The sequence below is a fragment of the Fusibacter paucivorans genome (assembly GCF_018390735.1).
Taxonomy (GTDB): domain Bacteria; phylum Bacillota; class Clostridia; order Peptostreptococcales; family Acidaminobacteraceae; genus Fusibacter; species Fusibacter paucivorans.
This window is the reverse complement of the sequence record NZ_JAHBCL010000011.1, coordinates 109,483-132,203: the sequence shown is the minus strand read 5'-3', so window position 1 is coordinate 132,203 and position 22,721 is coordinate 109,483. Positions and strand designations below refer to the sequence as shown.

General features: G+C 35.5%; 16 protein-coding genes. All 16 read right to left on the bottom strand.

Annotation, left to right across the window (positions count from 1 at the left end; genetic code table 11):
• Nucleotides 1-374 precede the first annotated feature (374 nt).
• Nucleotides 375-3,725, bottom strand: a complete 3,351-nt coding sequence (locus tag KHM83_RS08015; RefSeq protein ID WP_213236474.1) for an S-layer homology domain-containing protein — start codon at nucleotides 3,723-3,725, stop codon at nucleotides 375-377.
• Nucleotides 3,726-4,026: 301 nt separating this feature from the next.
• On the bottom strand, nucleotides 4,027-5,082 hold the full coding sequence (locus tag KHM83_RS08010) for a PocR ligand-binding domain-containing protein (RefSeq protein WP_213236473.1): 1,056 nt from the start codon (nucleotides 5,080-5,082) through the stop codon (nucleotides 4,027-4,029).
• Between the two features lie 227 nt (nucleotides 5,083-5,309).
• Nucleotides 5,310-6,305, bottom strand: a complete 996-nt coding sequence (locus tag KHM83_RS08005) for a glycosyltransferase family 2 protein (protein WP_213236472.1) — start codon at nucleotides 6,303-6,305, stop codon at nucleotides 5,310-5,312.
• A gap of 101 nt (nucleotides 6,306-6,406) precedes the next feature.
• Entirely contained in the window at nucleotides 6,407-7,174 is a 768-nt protein-coding gene (locus KHM83_RS08000) for an ABC transporter ATP-binding protein (protein ID WP_213236471.1), read from the bottom strand.
• Nucleotides 7,175-7,184: 10 nt separating this feature from the next.
• Nucleotides 7,185-8,615, bottom strand: coding sequence for an ABC transporter permease (locus KHM83_RS19710; protein WP_246542952.1), 1,431 nt, complete (start codon nucleotides 8,613-8,615; stop codon nucleotides 7,185-7,187).
• A gap of 26 nt (nucleotides 8,616-8,641) precedes the next feature.
• On the bottom strand, nucleotides 8,642-10,123 hold the full coding sequence (locus KHM83_RS07990) for an alginate O-acetyltransferase AlgX-related protein (protein WP_213236470.1): 1,482 nt from the start codon (nucleotides 10,121-10,123) through the stop codon (nucleotides 8,642-8,644).
• Between the two features lie 43 nt (nucleotides 10,124-10,166).
• Entirely contained in the window at nucleotides 10,167-11,606 is a 1,440-nt protein-coding gene (locus tag KHM83_RS07985; RefSeq protein WP_213236469.1) for an MBOAT family O-acyltransferase, read from the bottom strand.
• Nucleotides 11,607-11,672: 66 nt separating this feature from the next.
• Complete coding sequence (locus KHM83_RS07980) at nucleotides 11,673-13,142, bottom strand: FkbM family methyltransferase (RefSeq protein WP_213236468.1); 1,470 nt, start codon at nucleotides 13,140-13,142, stop codon at nucleotides 11,673-11,675.
• Nucleotides 13,143-13,161: 19 nt separating this feature from the next.
• A complete protein-coding gene (locus KHM83_RS07975) occupies nucleotides 13,162-13,701 on the bottom strand; it encodes a D-glycero-alpha-D-manno-heptose-1,7-bisphosphate 7-phosphatase (protein ID WP_213236467.1) in 540 nt (179 codons plus the stop codon).
• A complete protein-coding gene (locus KHM83_RS07970) occupies nucleotides 13,698-14,312 on the bottom strand; it encodes a D-sedoheptulose-7-phosphate isomerase (protein WP_246542951.1) in 615 nt (204 codons plus the stop codon). The genes KHM83_RS07975 and KHM83_RS07970 overlap by 4 nt, the downstream gene beginning before the upstream one ends.
• 14 nt (nucleotides 14,313-14,326) lie before the next feature.
• Nucleotides 14,327-16,297 carry a rhamnan synthesis F family protein gene (locus KHM83_RS07965; protein WP_213236465.1) on the bottom strand — a complete coding sequence of 657 codons (1,971 nt, stop codon included), beginning with the start codon at nucleotides 16,295-16,297 and terminating at the stop codon, nucleotides 14,327-14,329.
• A 91-nt stretch (nucleotides 16,298-16,388) separates the two neighbouring features.
• Nucleotides 16,389-17,603: a glycosyltransferase family 9 protein gene (locus tag KHM83_RS07960; RefSeq protein WP_213236464.1), complete on the bottom strand. Its 1,215-nt coding sequence runs from the start codon at nucleotides 17,601-17,603 to the stop codon at nucleotides 16,389-16,391.
• A gap of 11 nt (nucleotides 17,604-17,614) precedes the next feature.
• Nucleotides 17,615-19,051, bottom strand: coding sequence for a D-glycero-beta-D-manno-heptose 1-phosphate adenylyltransferase (gene rfaE2, locus KHM83_RS07955; RefSeq protein ID WP_213236463.1), 1,437 nt, complete (start codon nucleotides 19,049-19,051; stop codon nucleotides 17,615-17,617).
• A 2-nt stretch (nucleotides 19,052-19,053) separates the two neighbouring features.
• On the bottom strand, nucleotides 19,054-19,998 hold the full coding sequence (locus KHM83_RS07950; RefSeq protein ID WP_213236462.1) for a GSU2086 family protein: 945 nt from the start codon (nucleotides 19,996-19,998) through the stop codon (nucleotides 19,054-19,056).
• A 132-nt stretch (nucleotides 19,999-20,130) separates the two neighbouring features.
• Entirely contained in the window at nucleotides 20,131-21,825 is a 1,695-nt protein-coding gene (gene rfbD, locus KHM83_RS19950; RefSeq protein WP_343213129.1) for a dTDP-4-dehydrorhamnose reductase, read from the bottom strand.
• A gap of 30 nt (nucleotides 21,826-21,855) precedes the next feature.
• Nucleotides 21,856-22,713, bottom strand: coding sequence for a glucose-1-phosphate thymidylyltransferase RfbA (rfbA, locus tag KHM83_RS07935; RefSeq protein ID WP_213236461.1), 858 nt, complete (start codon nucleotides 22,711-22,713; stop codon nucleotides 21,856-21,858).
• Nucleotides 22,714-22,721: the final 8 nt, after the last annotated feature.

The following is a 22,721-nucleotide window of genomic DNA, read 5'->3' as shown; positions in this document are numbered from 1 at the left end:
CCATGATTATTGGGCTGCAGTAACACTGCAGCCACTACACGCATTTTTTGAGGCAAGATAAGCGAGCTAGCTACGGCAAGAGTTATGAGCTAGGCAATGACAGAACTAGAAATCAGAAACATTTGAGTAACGAGAGAATAAACACTTGCGAGAACTACCATCTACTCCATATGAGGTCTATGAGTAGATTTATGGATAAATCATAACCAAAATAAAACTGCTAGAATTAGGAGCTTCAGAAGTCCTATTCCTAGCAGTTTATTGTTTTTGGAGCAGCAGGTCTTTAGAATACTTATTTTCCCGACCAACCCTTTTTGAGTTTAACTCGCATTAATCAAAGTTCTAAAAATTTAAAACATTCTTTACCTTATAACCTAGTATAACGACATGAGCATCCAATCTGTAGGCGCGATTACTTCGTTGCCTGCAACATCCTGCAAGTAGCCGCCTTGATGTTTTGGATTGTATCGAATATAGACTTTCATGCCTGACGTTGGCGGCGGTAATGTGCCGTAGAAGAAGTTATTATCGAAAACAACTTCTGATGTTCCGGTATAGCTATTATCACTGTTGGTATGATAGTAAGCCCAAGCTTCACCTCTTAATGATGACGTCGCGATCACATTGTCGCTGCTGTCTGTAATCTTCAGATCATAGTTACAGCCCATAACACTATCGTCAAGAATGCCTGAATACTGGATACTGATTTCATCATAAGATGAATCATAGTCTGCTTTCGTCATGGTTGGTGCGGATAAGATTTTCGGAATGATCGCTGATGAGTTTGCATCTGATCGATCTCCGGCAATTGTCGTCACAGTTGCCACAACATAAATCTCGTAGCCTGTCATAGGCGTTAACGATGTATCAATGTCATAAACAAAATTGATATCATCCATGTTAAACCCTATATCGTCTTCTGAAATACTGAGCTCACTCCCTGGCAGAATCGAAGCGTAGTCACTTGCATAATATGCTTTAATCGTGTAGTAGTCTGAGCTTTCATCATCCGTTTCAATACCTGGTGTCATTGTAAACCCAAGAACAGATAAATCACTGGCTACAAAGACATCCTTGATCACAGGTACACTGTCTTCGACATCCTTGATGGTAAAGATTTCAAACTTATTCGGCGTTTGAGCACGGTCTGTAATCGTCGATCCTGTATAGCTTAATTTCAGGTCTTTCGCAAAATCGCTCGCACTTAACCCCGATACAGTTAACTCAATGGCATCATAGTATTGAATAGCATCTTCAATAACATCAACAGCTGTTATAACAACAGGTTTGCCTTTGTTCGTGAGCGTAAAGTCACTCGCTGATGCCGAGCTATTGCCATCGAGTTCATCATCAGTGTAAATATACAGCTTTGTTCGATCATTATTGACATAAATTGATGCTACCCTTGGCGGCGTTGTGTCGAGTTCATCCGAAACATCTTCTTTGATTTCGACAATCGTAGGCTCTGTTGAAACTGTCGTGCCATCTGATAAAACAATTGCGGCAATTGCTTTTTCATCATTTAGCTTAGCAGTTGTCGTAATCGTGTGAGACGCTGAATCCGTTATTTCATAGTAACCGTTATAAGAAGCCCAAACCACTGAATCACCACTGCCTGTATGGCCGTGTGTTACTGCCGCCACATCTGGCAGCATATGCGCATTGTGCGGATCGGCAATCATATACGCTGTTACTTTTGTCGTTGGCGTTTCTTTTAATTTCAAGGTTACGGTAATATATCCCTTATCATTAACGGCAATCGTCGGATAGCCTGCATCAAAACGACTGTCAACGTATTTCACCGTTGCGACTTCCCATTTCGCTTTAAGCGTCATGTCCCCTGTTACCGGTTTAGAGAAATCATATTTCACATCATTCAGGTACCATCCCAAGAAAGTATAGCCAGCTTGTGTTGGCGCTGTTGGTTCAACTGCAGCTTTTCCTTCTGGAATAGACTGTTTTGGCATCGTTGTCGTGTCACCATCTTTTACCTCAAAGGTAACATCGTACATGGTTGCCGTTGTAAGCGAAACTTTTACAGCGATTTCTTTCATGGTGTAAACATTGGCTGATGCTAATGGATCAGCTGCATCAGGGTCTTTCACAACATATACGCCCACTTTAACACCTTCTGATGTTGTAAATGCCGCAATGGTATTCGTTCCTTTATAGACGCCTGCTGCGTTTGAAATTTCAGTACCATTCTTGCTAACACTGACGACACTAGGATCACTGGAAGCCCAAACGATATTTGCTTTCGTTAAGCTTGAAGTCGTATATTGAACAGTTGCCGTGATTTCAACATGGTCATTGGTCGTCATATGCACACTTGAATCAGATAATGTCAGAACAGCAACAGGTGTTTCAGTATTGCCACCTGAACCGCCACCACTGCTTCCGCCAGTGCTGCCGCCTGCAGGGGTATTATTATCCTGTGGACCATCTTCATCTACTTGGCCCTCAAAACCAGCGTTGACGTCTTTACCGTTTGCTGTGACGCCTTCTGCTTTTTCACCAACATTTACTTTATCAATGACAACATCTAACTTCGTATTGCTCGCATTTACTTCGGCTGCTTTAACCGTTCCTTTACCAGCCAGTTTGAATGCTGTCGCTTTTTCTGAGACTGTGAGCTTGTTAACGACAGTCTTTTCACCAAGATTAACAGCAAACCCTTCTGATTTAACATCAACGGAATCAAAGTTACCAACAAGCTCGACATTCATGTCTTTCAAGTCTTCGGCAGATAGGACAACGCTTCCAAATCCTTCTGCAGCCAAGCTGTCTTCAATTAAAAGACCGCCTGATTCAAGATAGGTTACATTGACTTTTGTCGTACCAGATGCAACAATTCTTACTTTATTATCGACTTTTTTAACGATAAGAGCACCATAGACATTAATATTGTTAAAGTGAATGGAATTTTCACCGCCACCTTTTACAATAATATCGCCTTCAATGGTAACGCCTTCTAAGGTTACGTCCCCATCACCAACTGCTTCTGCGATATAGAGGTCACCTTTAACAACGGCATCCTTCAAAATGACATCAGAAGATGCAATGGTAACATTCCCTGCATAGACACCATTTTCCTGCGTATAAGTCCCTGCAGTATTGATAATAGTTCCAAAAGCCTTATTCAGCATGACAACTGCTTCCGCTCTTGTTATACTTTTACCTGCACCAATTGTCCCATCGGGATAACCGGATAAGTAACCTTTTTGAAGCATTGCATTTAATGCCTCTTCAGCCCATGTGCTGACACTCGCGCCATCTTTAAAATTATCAATGGATGCAAGCTCGCTTTCCTGAGCATTTAATAATTTTTCTACGATAACCGCTGCTGCTTCTCTGCTAATTGGCTGATCCGGTGTAAAATTCCCATAAGATCCCGAAATTAATCCATAAGAAGCTGCTTTCGTCACAACATCGTGATACCATTGATCCTTAGGAACATCTGAAAATGAAACAGAATCTGTTCCTTCTGGTATTTGTACGATATTATCGAGTAGTGCGCAAAATTCCGCACGTGTGATGGTAGCATTTGGCAAGTAAGCGCCATTCCCATAGCCACCTAAAAGTCCATCTTCAACCCATGGACGCATAACCGACTCAGCCCAATGACCTGATAGATCATCCCCCGAAGCTGTGTCAGCAAATACTGGCATTGTAAATGAGGATAATATCAGGGAGAATGCCAGTAATAGTGAGAAAAATTTCTTCATTCTATTGCCTCCTATAATATTTGCTAGTACTACTATAGTACCATTTTTATTACAATTCAGAAATATTTCGGCGATATTATGTCAATTATTTGTCATACTTTGTCATTATAAGGCCATATGACCTAGTATCACTAGCAATATCACCCCTTTCAACACAAAAATCACCCCTGTTATGATTGATATTAGCCAATCATAAACAAAGGGTGATCCTATAAATGGGTATAATATTTTTTATTGGGTATTGAAATAGCACATAGCTTACGTTCTATTTAAAATAATCTGTCTATCAAAAAAATTACCATCATTTCGCTTTTATGAATTCTGAGAGTTCATGCGTCATATTGGTGATTGATTCCAGCATTTCTGCAATACGTCTGATTGCTAGTTCCTGTTCTTTTGTGACATCAAGTGTCGCATCACCCATTTTATGCGTCTGTTTGACGGATTCATTAATTTGAGATGTAAAGTTCTTAACACGGCCAACGGTGTTCTTTGATTCTTCGGACAGTTTTTGGATTTCTTTTGCAACAACACCAAACCCTAGCCCTGCATCCTTCGCCCTTGCCGCTTCAATCGTCGCATTGAGCCCCAGCAGTCGTGTTTGATTTGCGATAACGGAAATAGATTCAATCACACCGTTAATTTCTTCTGAGACATGGCTAACGGTTTCAATTTCTCTTGAGAGTTTTAATTGATTTTCTGTGACATCACTGGCCGATGCCGTAAGTTCTTCCAGTGTTGCCATGGTTTCATGTATATGTTCACTCAAAGCATTAATCATTTTTGAAAGCAGCATTTTTTCATAGCCCATATTCGAAATCTCAGTTGCAACAATATAGAGGAGATCAGCCGCTGCTCGAATTTGTTTCTCAGGCAAGATAGGTACCTGCTCAAGTGCTTTGATATATGCATCAGGGTCTACGCCAATTTCCCTGGCAATTTTACGAAACTTCTCATGATCAGGCTTTTCTGTGAGAACCTGTCCCCCGAGTATCGCGCCAACCTGTTTGCCGTTTACAATAATCGGTGCCCCGAAGTCCATTAAGCCATTTTCGCAATAGTAGACTGCCGGCTTTCCCGTTCTAGCACTTTCAGCACCGCCAAAGGCATCGCTCTTCATACAGCGTTTTAAGCCCTTTTCGCAGCCTCTGTTAAGCACCATACAAAAGTCCGTAAAATTCGTCGGCTCCGTTATTGGATTACCATCCTTGTCTGTACCTAGCCCCGCGACCCCTACCGCAGCACCAAAAGCATCCAAAAATTTCTGCAAAAAATCAATATCGATAATATCTCGAATATCGAAATGATCGTCAAGCGCAAAATCTTGTTCTTTTGACATTTGATCGATTCTCTTCATCTCCTAGCCCCCTATAACCAATTGATATCTCCATTGACATCTACACTTGCATTATAGTCTTTTGTGGGCTGTTCGTAATTACAGGATTTTACCAGTTTAGTGTATTATTTTATGGTTTTGATTGTGTAAGTAATTTTTTGTATTTCTATCATTTTCGTTAAACAAAACTTATTCCTAAATTTATTGAGGGTTTATTGAAAAATTATTGAGAATACGTTGTGCCGAAATCATTTTTGATATCCGCCAAAAATTCTCTTCATCTCCATTTTCATCTTAATATATGCAAAAGTATCTTTCCACATACTCAAGTAAAGGAACCAGTCAGTCCTCACTGAAATACTACCTTGTATTTGCTGGCAATACTCACGAGACGGTTTATTTTTAAACCCTTCACGAATACCTGCTAAGTAAGCATTGCCAAATCCCCATCTTTTAAAGGCAAAAAATTTTACACTGATTCCCAATATATAAGGTAAACTATTGATAACTTTTAACCACTTTGCTATATTCATTTGATAGACCCAAACACTGTTTCTTGCTGAAATTCTAACTTTAAAATCATTATATTTACTGCCGCTAGTTGCGCTTCCAATATGCGTTAATAAAGCATCATGGCAAAAATAGTGTTTATAGCCTGCCCGCATTGCCCTTAGCGACAAATCAACATCTTCTAAGTAAGCAAAAAAGTCATCATTCAAATACCCTATTTGATTAAAAATAGACCGTCTATAAATTGCCGCCCCTGCACAGCAACTAGTGATTGCCCTTGTTTTATTTGCTTTTTCCGCAGAAGCACCATCGTAACCTTTGTATGCCCATCCAAAGACTGTATAACCATCACCAGCATCATCAATGATATTTTCATCTTGTACCTGCATCATCTTACTACAGCAAGAGAAGGCATCAGCATGTGACACAATGCATTTAACCAGTGCTTCAAGCCAATCTACAGCAGGAATTGTGTCGTTATTAAGCAGAACAACGAATTCATTATCTGTAGCTTTAATGCCTCTGTTAACAGCACCCGTAAATCCATAATTTTTATCCAATGCAATCAATCTAATGCTTTTATAATAATTAGCCACATATTCTATACTTCCATCAGTTGATCCATTGTCGACAACAAGAATCTCAAAGTCCTTGTATGTTTGTTGTTCAAGTGCTTCTAAGCAATCTTTAAGATATACTAAACCATTGTAATTAGGTATCACAACTGTTGTCATATGAAAACCTTCTTTCGTATAAACAAATCAACCTACCGCTATGACAAATTTCCATAAAACGATAGGTTCTGTGAAGAAAGTAGCATTACTGCATAAGAAAATTATGAAATCACATCTCCATTTAAAAAATGCTGATAATTATCACATATTTCTGCAACATTATCACCAAAAGCAACCTGTTCACCCTTATGCAACCAAAGAATTTTATTACATAACTCTTTAATTTGTTCTAATGAATGTGATACAAGAATTGTTGTAGCCCCATTACTTATTATCTCTCGCATTTTTCTTGCACTCTTTTCTTGAAACGCTCCATCTCCAACAGATAAAACTTCATCTAGAATAAGGATCTCTGGCTGCACAAGTGAAGCAATTGAAAAAGCCAATCTCGTTTGCATACCAGTAGATAATTGCTTAAAAGGTCTATTAGAAAAATTATCAAGCTCAGAAAAGGAAATAATCTCTTTGTACTTTTCATCCATAAAACTCTTTGTATATCCTAACATCGCACCACGTAAATATGCATTTTCTTTTACAGTAAGATTTCCATCAAACCCTGAGCCTAATTCCAATAATGCAGCAATTTGCCCTGTAACTTTTACATATCCATTTGTTGGTTCCATAATTCCCGTAATTGCTTTCAGAAGAGTAGATTTTCCAGAACCATTTGTTCCAATAATGCCCAGTAAGTCTCCTTCATACAGTTTAAAAGTAACACCTTTTACCGCCATAAACTCCTCGACATGGTAATCTTTTCTGATTTTTCGAATAACCCATTCTTTCAATCCAATATCTTTGAAATCACCCGTGCGATAGCGAATACTAACCTCTGACGCTTCTATTGTAATACCAGTATTTCTTTCTTCCATTATTTCATCCTTACACATAGTATAGAAAACTATGATTGTTCTTTTTATACATCCTAAATCCCAGCAATAGTACTAGAACTGTGTATCCACCCATAATAAGATGAAATCCGACAGATGGAACCTGCCCTTCAATAACAATCTTTCTAATATATCTTATAAATAGATAAATTGGATTTAGTAAAAATAGATTCTGCCCTACTTGTGGATACGAATCAATTGAATAGAAAATTGCAGATAACCACATTATAAGCTGTGTTGCAATTCCCCATAAATACTGCATATCTCTGAAAAATACATACATACCTGACAATACCAATCCCATTCCAACATTGAATAGAATAAGGCATACTATAGGATATGCCAACATAATATAATACTCAGTAATTGGAATGCCTTCGAGAAATACAAATATAAAAAATATAATTAATGTTAGACCAAAATTAATTAGCGATGATATATTTTTGGAAAAAAGAAACATATATTTTGGTACATTTACTTTTGTAAATATTGATGCATTATCAATCAGAGAGGTCATTCCTTGATTTGTTGCATCTGAAAAATAAGAAAAAACTAGCTGTCCCGAAAATAGATAGACGACAAAGTGATCTACCGAATTGCCCAAAAGCCTTTTAAAAATGAGCCACATGATTAAAAGATTGAATAAGGGTGAAAGAACGCTCCATAGCATTCCTAAAATTGTTCGCTTATATTTTAACGTAAAATCACGTTTTACCAGTTGTGTAAATAAGAACTTGTGCTTTTGCAATTTTATTAATGAATGATCATTATAGATTAACCGTAATGCAGCTATTAAACTTGCAGAGAAAATTAATAGTATCCCACAATATACGAAAATACGTTGTATTTCCATTTTATAAATCAATACTTTTGAAGAATCTAATATCGGGATACTCTTCATATCAAGTTCCTGAGCACTATAAGTATCAATAATGGTAGACCCACTACTTGTTGTTACTTCTGCCAATCCACCCCAAGGGTATGCATATAAATCAAGCTTTCTATCAATCCCAACAGGCATATTGAAAGAGATCTCAGCCGTTGCATCCACTGGCTGGTAATCAGTTCCCTCAAGCCATCCAACTGAAAAATTATTTTGTCCTGTTGCATCAAAATAAACCCAATAACCATTTATATCATGAGGAACATCATATTTTTTATTATCTAACTCATATCCTGACAAAACAATAATAGCTCCGGTAGAATCATCACTGTGCTCATTTAAAGCTTTAATATTAATTGTTTCACTAGGAGAAATAGCTGTTTCTGCAATTATTGACCCAAAAAAAGCGAACCATATTACTATAATTAATGATCCTATTAATGATGTTAAACTGATTCTGCTTTTTAACGATAACCAAACTCCTAATGCAGTTAATAAAAGTATACATATTTTTATTATAAAAAACACAAATGTAATCATACATTATATCTCCAACTAATTAGCTTCTAAAAAACATCAACAACAAACCTATTTCCAAAATAAGTAATCCCTTCCTGTAACATTGTAAATTCAATATATCCACTTGCTGCATCCGGCACTTTAAAAGCGTCGATACTAAATGTATACTCCTCACTTGGATTTATAACAACGCCTTTAGGAATGTCAAACCGATAACCAGAATCATATCCATCAATAAAATACCCTAGCCTAATGTTTTGGTCACTACTCCACTGCTCATTTCCACTATTTTTAACTGTAACATTCAATTTACTTGTACTCCCAATATTTAATTGACTTGAATCTACATCCAAAATTACCGCTTGTGGATTATTTAATATATTGATCGAAAAAACAGGACTTTTTGTATCAAGTATATTTAAATATCGCTCCGCAATTTCATAAATAACGACATCTGGATGAACAGCATCAATATATTCCTGAGTGATGTCTTGGCTCCAAACGTATGTGTATTGAGAAAAACTCTCGCCTAGCATTTCGGGCATATTCCACATGCCAAACATCGAATCTCCAAACAATAACACATTGCTTTGATCCTTAAATGAATTAGCGAACATATAAACTGGAGTATTAATGTTATAATACTGATTTATTTGCATTATTCTATCAAAAGTTTCATCTGAATAAATACTATTAGCTTTTGCACCTGTTATTACAGATGCATTATAATCTTCAGATGGAAGAAAATTTTCATTTCCCATCATTGCAGCAAACTCACATTGCCGTGAACTAGGAACAAATTCTACCTCTATGGGCTTCGAATTAATAATACCAAAAGAAGTTAGTCTGTTTAATAAATAATTATAGCCAAAATATGCCCCAACTTCATTCCAATGTGTGTCAGTTTTAAAATAGACTTGCTCCTCTTTCTTTCCTGTTAATAATGGCTCCCTCAAATTTATAACATTAATTCCTGCAGTTTCCATGGCATCAGAAAAAATATCGCCTACTGTCTTACCTACAGAATAATTGCCACTTGTAATCATTTCAGGATATATCCCTGCTTTACTTGGGGCAATCACAAAGATATAATCAATACCCTGAGCTTTAAGTTTATCCCTTATAATAATTTGCTTATCAACAATTTCCTTTAACAAGTCACCAGAAAGTGGGTATGTTCCACTTGCTATCTTAATGTTGTTGTCAGGCGTATAAAACATCCATCCGTTTTTTCCCAATTCTACTTTTTCACTAGGGCTCCTGTGTAACAAATCGAAAACTAAATGGGCATGGAAATCCACCAATTTTTCTCTGAAACCTAAATTATCATTAAGCCAATTCTCAAATCCAGATTTTATACCATCAGCAACATTACCTTGTGAATCAAATACACTAGGAAACTTTGTTAAATAGCGATTTTCAGTTTCAGAAAGCCTACCATTTATCCTATTAATATTTATAACAGGCAACAATAATATCAACAAAAAAATAATTATTATAACTATATCAAAAATACGGTTTCTATTCACGATTTGTCATCAATTCCTTTCTCTTGATCAAACTAAAAAAATGTTAAAAGTTAAAATATATAAATGGGTTGTACGTCGAACTCACAACAAAGGATATCGAAACAATAAACAGGATCAAAGCAAGAACATACTGAATCGTCTTTGAGATAAAAAAAGGCAGTCTATTAATTAGATTGTAATAAATTGGAGTTGATCCCACTAAACCGATAAGAATCAATATAATATTATTTCTAAACAAATTACTTGAAACTCCATTCCATATGCCCATTTCAGCTTTACCAAACATTGCTGATAAAAATGTAGCTGCTTCGCTAAAATTATTTGACCGGAAAAGCACCCAACCACATACTATAATTAATAATGTGAAAACTCTATAAAGCACTTGTTCCCATAATCGTTCAAATCGTTCAGGTATACCATTAAGTTTTTCAAAGGATATAAACACAAAATACATTAATCCCCAAATCAAAAATGTCCAATTTGCACCGTGCCAAACACCAGTCAAGAACCACACAACAAATAAATTAAAAACTAAACGTGCATTTGAAGAAACCTTTGACCCTCCTAATGGAAAATACACATAGTCTCTAAACCAAGAACCAAGCGAAATATGCCATCTTCTCCAGAATTCTGAAATAGATTTTGAAATATATGGGTAATTGAAATTTTCATGAAAATGAAAACCAAACATTAGCCCTAAGCCAATTGCCATATCAGAATAACCAGAAAAATCATAGTAAATCTGCAATGTATAACTAATTGCTCCTAGCCAAGCTATACTGGTTGTCAAATCTCCTGATGCTGCATAATTAAACGCACTGTCAGCAACAACAGCAATTGTATTCGCAATCAGTACCTTTTTAGATAACCCAAATACAAAGCGTTTAACCCCTTCTGAAAAATCAGATAGCGTTTCTTCTCTAGACTGAATTTCTGCTGCTACGGTTTTATATCTTACAATAGGTCCAGCTATCAATTGTGGAAACAATGAAACATATAGAGCTACATTAAAAGGATTTCTTTGTACCTCCCCTTTGTCATAATAAACATCAAAAACATAGGACATTGCTTGAAAAGTAAAAAAAGAAATACCTATTGGCAAAAGAATATGTGTTTGTTCAAATACAGCAAGACTTGGCACACCTGTAAGAAATGTTGATAAACTGTTAATATTTGAAATAGTAAAATTTAAATACTTAAATACAAAAAAAAGTAGTAAATTAAAAGCAACAGCAAGCAAGAGTATAATCTTCGCAATTGAAATTGAATTTGCTTTTTTATATTTTTCAACACCTAATGCAGCAAGATAATTTACGAATATTGAAAACAGCATAACAAATACAAATCGGGGTTCTCCCCATGCATAGAAAATTAATGATGCTGCTAATAAGAAAGCATTCTTAAAACGTCTATCTAATAGAAAATATCCTATCAGTGTGATAGGCAAAAATACAAACAAGAATATAGTTGATGAAAATACCATTTTGACTCCTTATGAGTAAATTTTTCAAATTCCAAATTATAATACTTTGTAAATGTAAACAATTCACTATTCATTGTTCCAATTTGTTAAAATCATTTCTCTTCGCATTGGATTACAGCGTCTGTCATGAATAGAAGGTGACACGCCTTTTGATAATTCAAATTCATAATCATTCTTTCTTACAAGTGTTATTTCCATTGTATACTGCATAGAAATATCTCCAATATATTCTGTCTCAGAATGATTATTGCCATGAATGCTAATACAATTGTGAGTTAATGATATTTTTTCTAGAGCAGGTATTACGCTCTCATATTCAAGTCGATTAAGCCCATGAATTTCTAGAACAATTTGGGAGAATTTTTCAATGATTTCACTCGAAATACTATTAAATACATCCCATTCATAGCCTTCAACATCCATTTTTAGAATCATATCATTTTCACTCAAATGTCCATTCATTATGAGAATATCCTCTAATGACATAAACTCCCAATGTGATGTAAAAGCTTCTCCTGCTACACCTATCTTGAAAAAATGAAAATTCTCATGCTTTTCTGGCAGTGATTCTATTGAAGGGTCATATTGGTATACATGATATCCTTTATTTGCAATATCTAAATCCCAAGAAACATCATCATTAATACCAAATGAATAGGCAATGCCTTCTTTTTCAAAGCAATCCAACATTACATACCCACCATCTTCATCTCGTCCCATACGAATGAGGGTTTTGTCTCCGACAATTTTATAGACCTTTAATAATTCACGAATTTTGTAAAAACGACTATACAGTGGCAATTCTCCCAGTACACTAAGTCCTTTGCATCGATTAAGAATAAATTCATTTTGACACCATGAATCTATACTGTAAATCATTGGCCAAAAAGATTGATACGATGATTGCACATTCTCAACTTTATTATTTATACCTATTAACATATAGCGGGAAAAATCACGACCCTCATGCTCGCGTTGAGCCATAATGTCACTTTTGTTAGAAAGTACTTCTAATGAATTTTTTATTTCATTATGTGCATGATTGATCATTTCTAAGTTTTCTACAAAACGGATACTTTGATTTTGATTATAATTTGAAAATTTTTCAATTGAATTTCTCATCGTATTGTTTATCTCATTCTGTTCATTGTGTATATCATCAACGATTTCAAAAATTTTTCTATTATTCTCTTCACTACGATTTTCTATTCTGTTAAAGTTATCTTTTACATCATCCATCAGATTATTATGATTATGCTTCAGTTTGTCTATTTGTTCAGTTAAGAAACTATTTTGTTCTAGAAGTCTAAATAGCAATTCTTTATAATCTGTCTGAAGAATTTTTACATTATTAACACTTTCAAAAATTTTTTGGTTATATTGATTATTTGAATTTTGTAATTCAGAAAGCACTATCGCCATTTTTTCTTGTGCATGTTTTATTTCTTCGATCTGTGCAATAATTTCCGTATGCTCTTCAAACAAAATACGATGCCATTTTTGTCTAAACTTTTTAAGTAGCTTAAATTTAATCATAATAAGTACCCTCAACTTTTTATCCAAATAGGTGAGTTTTAGCTTGATTTAGCGTTTTGACGACGATTATATCCTCATCATATGTACAGCTATACTTCCCAGGCATTAATAACAATAATCCAATGCCTGCTCTTCGCCCAGCTTCCATATCACTATCCTTATCACCAATAATAATAGAATTTTTCAAATCAATATCAAATTCCTCTTTTGCCTTAAATAGCATCCCAGGATTAGGTTTACGATCATTAGAATCAACTTTGTATCGACCAATCCCCTTCTCTGGATGATAAGGACAAAAGTAAACCTTGCTAATATGAATATCCCGCTCTTCAAACCTCGCACACATCCAACTATTTAAAATGTATAAATCCTGCTCTGTAAAATAACCTCTGGCAATACCCGATTGATTTGTTATCACTATGAGGAGGTACTCATGTTTCACCGCTTCATGACAGAAATCAAATATTCCTTCCATAAATCGGAAGTCTTTAGGTTTGTATATATAATTGTCATCTTCGTTTATGATACCATCACGATCTAGAAAAATAGCTTTCGTCAATTTGACCCCCAAAAATATTCTTCTAGCATTATACATAACGCATGATAAATTGGTAAATGCAATTCCTGAATTTTATAAGTTTCCATTTCAGGCACAACGATACATTCGTCGCATAGGTCTTTCATCTTTCCGCCATCACGGCCAGTTAATCCTAATGTGACAGCACCACGACCGCGCGCAGCCTCTAACGCGTACATTATATTTCTTGAATTACCTGATGTGCTAATACCAAGAACACAGTCACCTTTACGTGCATACGCATACACTTGCTGTGCAAAAACGTAATCAGCATTGACATCATTCGAATACGCTGTTGCAAGAGCGATGTTTTCAACAAGAGCAAAAGCCGGCAGAGCACCTTGCAAATTTCTTGCCAAATCAGAATTGGTACATTTTTCAAAATTTATATCCACTGTACGAGGGATAACAAATGACTTAACCAGCTCACCAACTATGTGTAGAGCATCTGCAGCACTCCCACCATTGCCGCATACATATAATCTTCCATTAGCTTCAAAAGATTTAACAAGTTGGTTAAATACAGATATAATACTCTCTTTGCAATCCCTTAGAATCGGATATCTTAAAATTAAAGTATCTAATTCCACCATATTTCCTCCCATATCTATTTCGTTTTAATTCCCAGTAATTTTTGGCTAATTCTTCGCAAAGGAAAAAGCACTTTCCACATACGAGGAAATTTGTGTCTCAATGCAAACGCTAAATGTACCAAGCTCTTTTTAACACCATAATTTATTTGAGGATTATAGTACTGTAGCATTTCCATTGATGATACTTCTTCAGCAGGCTTATTAAATGTGTCTTCAATTTTTCTATATCCTATTGCATCCAAAGCCAATGCATCAACCCAGGCTCTCATTTCAGTTGAACCAATTTTATTAAATTCTAAGTTCGTAAGCTCAATTTCTGTATATTTATCATTGTACAAGAAGACAGGATAATATCCTGCATCTTGAGCAAAATATGCATACGCTCTTTCAATGGCATGTAGTAATGTTTGATCTGTTCGATTTGGCTCACGAGGAAAATCACTATATGACCAGCCATTGCCATCATAACCATCAAATAATTTTTTAAGCGCTTTTGGCCTAAACCAAAAACAAGTGCCTAAAGGCGCTACACATAAAGTATGTTCATTAATTTTCACATCAACACTAAGGCTATTCAACAGCTTCTTGGTATTCCAATAATTTCCTGTCCATCCACTTTCAATATTATATGCATAACCACTATGGTTCGGGTATGATGGAAATGCAATCCCTAATTGTGATTCTTTTTCAAACATTGTAATTACATTAGATACAAACTCTTTCGTTGCAAAAATATTCTCATTGATTTTGTACGCCCATGAACGTCCAACACTATGAGGCTTGACCTGTGATGTCTTTTTATCATGTGCAAAACAAATCAAATCATAATTAAATACAAAGTCAGCACCACCTACAAGAAGACTTGATACATCACGCCCTCTATTCTCAATTACAATCACTTTACCATTTAATTCTGCAAGTTTTATTTTTTTTTCCAATACAACTTTTTTATCATAAGTATTGGTTGTAATTAATAACCCCGAATTAACTGGAAAATTCTTCATATACAAAATATCTTCATCAAACAGATCTTCATAATAAGCATGATATATAAGGCCAACTTTTAACTTCAAATCATTTTCTGTACTCACCAGCATATCTCTTGGTAAAATTCTATTCAATTGCGCACATCGTACAAGATCTGAAAGACTACTCGTTCTTAAAAGTGTCTTCCAAACCAAGTCCATATTATAATCAGTTTCTTCTTCAATAAAGCGTATAAGCCGAGCTGTAGCCTCTCCAGCAGTATTGTTCAATACATCCGTATAATGATGAAAAAAACTGCGTTTCTTAAAAAGTGGCATTCTACAAGTATTAATTAATTGAATTGGATTATGCAATAAAGGATAATTTGTATCCTCTCTATTATCGCAATAAACCGCTCCTTTGAAACCGTGATCTTCAAAATAACCTGGAAAAGCATATTCATAAAGACTTCCAGAAATAACATAATTAGCATCTTCAGGAATTTCATCAAAAAATTCAACTAGCAATTTACTAGCTAACAGCGGTTTCCTAATTGTTAAAAAATAAGATTGGTAGTGAGTTTTATTTTCATTATAGTGTATATAGTTATTACTTCCGAGCCAATCTGCTTTTAGCCCAAGAGTAAGTCCCCAAAAATCTAATTCTTTATCTTTTGACCAATCAAATACTTCTTTAAAAGGAAATAATGGACCAAAGCAAGTGTTATTCATTAATACTAACTCATCATATTTTTTTAGTTTTTTCCAACCAATTCTCTCTATTGCACCTTTATATGCTCCAATATCATTTCCAATATTATCGCGTACGTATACTTCATCTGCAATTTTTTCTAATTTCCTTTTCCCCTCTGCCGTTAACTTACCATTTATCACACAGTGTAAAAACTCAACATTTTCCCGCATATCATTAAGTTGATAAATAATATAATCGTCAATAATTCCATCTTTATCGTATATGAAATATATACAAGCTCTCTTAGCTTGGTCATTCAATTTCATTGTAATTTGTTCCTTTCAAAATGGGCTTAATTAATAGTTACTACTAAATTGATATTGCAATTATAATTCATTGTACAAAAACAATGCCGTGTTAGCATAAATTAATCTTCTTCATAACTTGATCTACCAATATTCTCATTTGTTCATATTCTATATTATAAATGCATTCACTTGGTTCTCCAGCTTTAAGTCGGCGCAAACATTCTTCATTGCGCTTGCCTACTTTTTCCCACTCCCAATCACAGTAATAACACGGCATTTTAGCATATGCAACAAGTGGTATATTATCTTCAGGCTTCAAATCCTCTATTTCATAAGGAAGAAAACGTCCAAAAAACCATCCTCCAACATTGGCAACTGAAGGCGTGTTTGTAGCACATGCAATATGTACCCCACTTGTATCATTAGATACTACAAACTGCGCATTCCCAATGATATCAATAACGTCTGTAATTGAAGTTAAACCGGTGAGATCTACAGTATTGAGTGAAACAACCATCTTTAAATGTGCTTTTAACCTATCTGAAACCCATTGCTCACTAGACACACCAAGTATTACTCCCAATAGACCCGTTTGCTCATAGATATAATTCGCTAGCTGAGCAAAACGCTCTGACGGCCAAAATTTCTGACTTAATGAGCCGCCAGGATACATCACATAATAATTGCCTTCAATAAAGTTCTGTTTTTTATATGGTAATCTGGGTCTCGTAATTTTATAATCTGGATTTCCAATCCCTCTAACAAAGTCACCATAATATTCAAACTCGCTGACTGCATCTCTAGAATAGGGTATAAATTCATCATATAAAAAGTTCACCATATGAATCCATTTTTCTCTACTATTACCAACTTTTGTTTCAATTGATATACGTCTATTACATTTAATTGCTGCTGCCATTATATCTGCAAGAGGATATTTTGAAAGCTGTGGTTGTAACAAAATATCATATTTTTCTTTTCTCAATTTCGCTATTAAACTCGCCAACTTCGAATAATCGATTTCATGAGGCTTAAAATCAACACTTATAATATTATCAAAAATACCTAATCTTTCAAAGATCGGCATAGCTGCCGATAAGCACACTACCGTAACTTCTCTGTCTTTATACTGTTCTCTTATTGCACTTGCCGCACTCGTAAACATTGTGCAATCACCAATTAAATCCAATCGAAACAATATTACTTTTCTACTATCATACTTCCAAAAATGAAGTTTTGTAAAAATCGCATACTTCCAGAAAAAAAACAATTCTTTTCTATGTTTTTGCAATCCTGTCCTAATTTTTTCTAATTTTGATTTCATTTCTCCTCGCTCTATTCTGTCGCCTTCCTGATTTTATCTATGATACTTGTAGTAGACAACCCTTGCTCTAAATCGATAAACTTAACATTTCCACCATAAGAAATCACAAAATCTCCACCGGCAATTGCTTTTCCCTCCCAATCTTTCCCTTTAACAAGCACATCTGGCCTTAATGCCTCTATAAGTGTTTGTGGTGTATCATCATCAAAAGGGATAACATAATCGACACATTCAAATGCAGATAAAAGCGCTATCCGGTTTTTTAAATCAACAATCGGGCGCGACTTCCCTTTTAGTCTTGAGATAGATGCATCTGAATTCACCCCAACAATTAATATATCTCCAAAGCTTTTCGCCTGAATAAAGCTACTAACATGGCCTGCATGAACAATATCAAAACAACCATTAGTAAAAACAATCTTTTTTCCCCTGTTTCTTTGTAAATCAATTTCTTCTAAAATATCCATTAAGTCGTCTATTGTCACAAATCTAGGATTGATTGCCATATCTAATTCTTTTACAGTCGTCTGTGCCGCTCCAAATTTTGAAATAACAATAGATGCTGCAATATTTGCAATCTTCATACAAGTTTCTATACTAAACCCCGCACTCATCGTAAGTGCAATCATGGAAATAACAGTATCACCAGCACCAGTCACGTCGACAACTTCCTTAACTACGGTAGGAAAATCCCTTTTGGTTTGTTCATCACGATTAATAATTGATATCCCTTTTTCAGATCGTGTGAAAATTAAATAATCAAAATCATTTTCAGCACACAATTTCAATGCTATTTCCTTAATTATATTTTCATCTGGAACACCAGTGAGTTCCGTTAAGTCCAAAAATTCTTTGTTGTTCGGCGTAATTCCCGTAGCACCTCTATATTTATCAATAGATTTTCCTTTGGGATCAACAAAAACCGGAATGCTTCTCAATTTCGAATTTTTAATAATACATTGCGCAATTTCATTTGTGATAAACCCCTTTGCATAATCTGAAATTATAACAACAGTTATATCTTTGAGGATAACATCAATCTCTGAACATATTTTATTTAATACATTTAAAGAGGGTGGCGTAATAATCTCTTCATCAATTCTTATAAACTGTTGATTATTCGCAGAGACCCTAGTCTTAATAATTGTGCTACCTTCATTGAAAATATAACTATCGTCAACACCATGCTGTTTCAAAGTATCACGAAATAGTAAGCCCTCTTCGTCATCACCAATACGACCTAGCGCTCTAACATTCGCTCCTAAGCTTGTTATATTAATAATTACATTCCCTGTTCCACCAAGCTTTCTGCTCACTTCACGTTGATTCAAAACAACCACGGGTGCTTCAGGAGAAATTCTCTCAACGCTACCTGAAATATATTTGTCAATCATCATATCCCCAACGACAAGCACATGTTGTTTTTGCAACCTTTCCAAATCTATCAACTTTATTCCCTCAATTCACTTATTACCGCGCTCGCCAGCAACGGCAACATAATCTCATGTGTTCCAATCAAATTAAATCCTTTACCGTCTCGCATTGTAGGACGTTTTACAACATTAGTAAGCGTTCTGTAATGTGTTTGCATATCCATGTTAACGGTATTTAAGCCACTCATATCATAGCCTAAATTTTGTACAATTGAAAACGCTTTTAAAAATACTTCGGGCAATATTACAGCAGACCCGATATTAAAATACACGCCCCCGTTGGCAATGTTTGGCAATACAGAGGTGAATCCGAGAAAATCTCTATGTGATGTCGCACCAATGGCTTCACCAGAAGCTTCGGGATGCATGTGTGTGATATCGTCTCCTATAGCTACTGAAACAAATGCAGGCACGCCTAATTCATATGCTTTACTTAATATGCTGTAATCATGATACTTGAAATTATTATCGCGTATATACTTCCCAATAGAATAACCCAGTCCAGCATTTGCTTCATACGCAAGATTAATTGCTTCATTATGCATTCTTCCAGTTTCTTCGGCCATACCGAACTCGCCTTCTCCTAAAACACTTTGTACATCTTCACTTGTTTCACCTATCATCGCGATTTCAAAATCATGTATCGACGCTGCCCCATTCATCAATATCCCCGTCACTATATTTCGTTCCATAAGGTCAATAATAATACTTCCTAAGCCACATTTAACTACATGCCCACCCATTGCAAAAATTACAGAACGGCCATTTCTTTTAGCATTGACAACAAGAGCTACAACCTCTTTCAAATCTTTAGCCATAAGTATATTAGGCATAATATCTAAAACGTTTTCTACATGAGGAGCCTTCTTCAAAGAAGCAAATTGATCAATATTAACCTTATTTTTTCGATTAGAAATAGGGTATCTATTAAGTTTTGTTAGGTCAATATCATAATACTGCATGTTTTAAACCTCCTTAAGGTCACCAATTTTGAAATAAACTTCCGCAACATCAGCCTATGTACTAACATACAGAAATCTGTCTAATGCGCGTATGATTATTTAATAGCCATTTACAATTACAATGTGGGATCTCTAATCTTGTAATGTATCCATATTCTGACTTAATATTTGTTTGATTTTAGTAGCATTTCCCCACATTCCAGGGCTATCATATGCCCTATCTGGATATTGACCATAGTCTAGTTTGAGCGGCAATTTATTATCACTAATAAATTGTTCTACACGAGATGCCAATGTTTCAGGAATACCAGTACAAATATTGGTTACGCCCTTAACTGCTGTCTGCATACTAGCCACTACAATTAATCGCGCAAGTTCATTAATTTCCATAAAATCATATAGATTCTTCCCTGATGTAAAAGGAAAATTTTTTTTACCTGCTTGTGCTGCTTGCATCATTTTTGCAAATATATTCTTTCCCCCAATATCATTACTCACTATATAATATAACCGTAGCCAGTGCAATGTGCAGGCAAAATCTTTTGAAGAAAGTAATAAACTCTGACGCATAGCATTTTTTGCAATACCATACTGGGATTGAGGATTGCACGGAGTGTCTTCATCAATTTCGCCCTCCCAATACCCTATTTCATGCATCGTTCCCATGCAAGAAAGCACTGGCAAACCGCCACTCATCATATGCTCACAAAAAACAATATGATTTGATAGATTTTTCATATGTTCTGGCGAATTATGCACAAAACCATCCGTCCATGCCAGGTGTATACATACATCAGGACTTCCTATACGTCTATAAATATCTTTCGCCCCTGAAAAAATGGATTCAGGGCATTTTACAGCACGCAAATCCATCCCGTCATAGCTAGATGATGCTATCATTACACAATGACCCGCATCTAAAAGCTCTTTTACAACTATTTTGCCAATATATCCCAATCCGCCTGTTACTAATACTTTTTTATTCGTAATTTCTTCACGTTGATATCGCCATAGTGCATCTCGCCATTCAGGAAGTCTGGAGAATCCCTCTTTATCTAAGTTTTTCTTGCTCAACCTCGAATTGAGGGGTCGATTGACAGTTGTCGTTAACTCTTTACTTAAGATAGGGCATACTTCCACGTCTAACCATGCTTGTCTGAAAATTTCTCTTGCAAAATCTACTCTACTGCAAACACCTTCGTTGCTGGCGTGATAAATACCATACTTTTTTGTCTGAATTAAATCACACAATAATTTCGATAAATCTACAGTATACGTAGGAGATCCAAATTGATCTGAAACCATAAATATTTTTTTGTTTGATTTAGCATGATTTAAAAGTTTCTGAACAAAATTACTATTGTTATTCCCAAACAACCACGAAGTGCGAACTATATAATAAGATGTCATTATTTCTAAAACAACTTGTTCGCCTTCTAACTTACTTTCACCATAGACATTCTGGGGCGCTGCTGGAGCATCTATTTCAAATGAACAATCTCCTTCACCAGAAAATATATAGTCAGTGGATAGATAGAGTAATTTTGCTCCAATCTTTTTGCATGCATTTGCAACATTCCGTGTTCCATCAACATTCACTGCAAAACAAATATCACGTTCTTTTTCTGCCTGATCAACATCTGTATAAGCTGCACAATGAATAACTGCATCAGGACAATAATTCAAAAAATAAGCAGTCACTTTCGCTTTATCTTTGATATCTAATTCTTTAGACCCAACACCACGATATTCAATGCCTCTATTAGCTAATTCTCTGCATACATCATACCCCAATTGGCCAGTAGCGCCTGTGATTAACACTTTCATTTTTAACTCCATGATTTTATTTTTTGCTATTTACAATCGTTTCAAATACTCACCATACTCTGCTTTCATTAACGGTTCAGCCAGTTGAAGCAACTGTTGTTTTGAAATGTATCCTTTTTTGTATGCAATCTCCTCAATACAAGCTATATAAAGACCTTGTCGCTTCTGAATTGCTTCTACAAAGTTAGCCGCCTCTAAAAGGCCTTGATGTGTCCCTGTGTCCAACCACGCCATTCCACGGCCAAACAATTCAACTTTAAGTTTGCCTTGCTCTAAATATGCATTATTAACAGCTGTTATTTCCAGTTCACCTCTTTTGGATGGTTTTATCCCTCTTGCAATTTTTACAACCTCATTGTCATAAAAATAGAGCCCCGGTACTGCATAGTTTGATTTAGGAACACTTGGTTTTTCTTCAATAGACATCACATTTCCATCTGTGTCAAATTCAACAACACCAAAATTCTCAGGATCACTTACATGATAACCAAAAATTGTGGCACCACTACTCCGTCTCACCGCTGTTTCAAGTCGTTCAGAAAATCCATACCCATAGAATATATTATCTCCTAGAACTAGTGCCACCCTGTCATTTCCAATAAAATTTTCACCAATTATAAAAGCCTCTGCAAGTCCATTAGGAGCATCCTGAACCGCATACGCTATTTGAAGTCCTAATTGTGACCCATTTCCTAGGAGTGCCTCAAATATAACTACATCCCTAGGCGTTGATATAATCAATATTTCCCGAATTCCAGCTAACATCAGGACCGATAAAGGATAATATATCATAGGTTTATCATAAATTGGTATAATTTGTTTAGAAATGACTTTTGTGGATGGATACAAGCGTGTTCCACTTCCACCCGCTAAAATAATCCCTTTCAATTTTATCC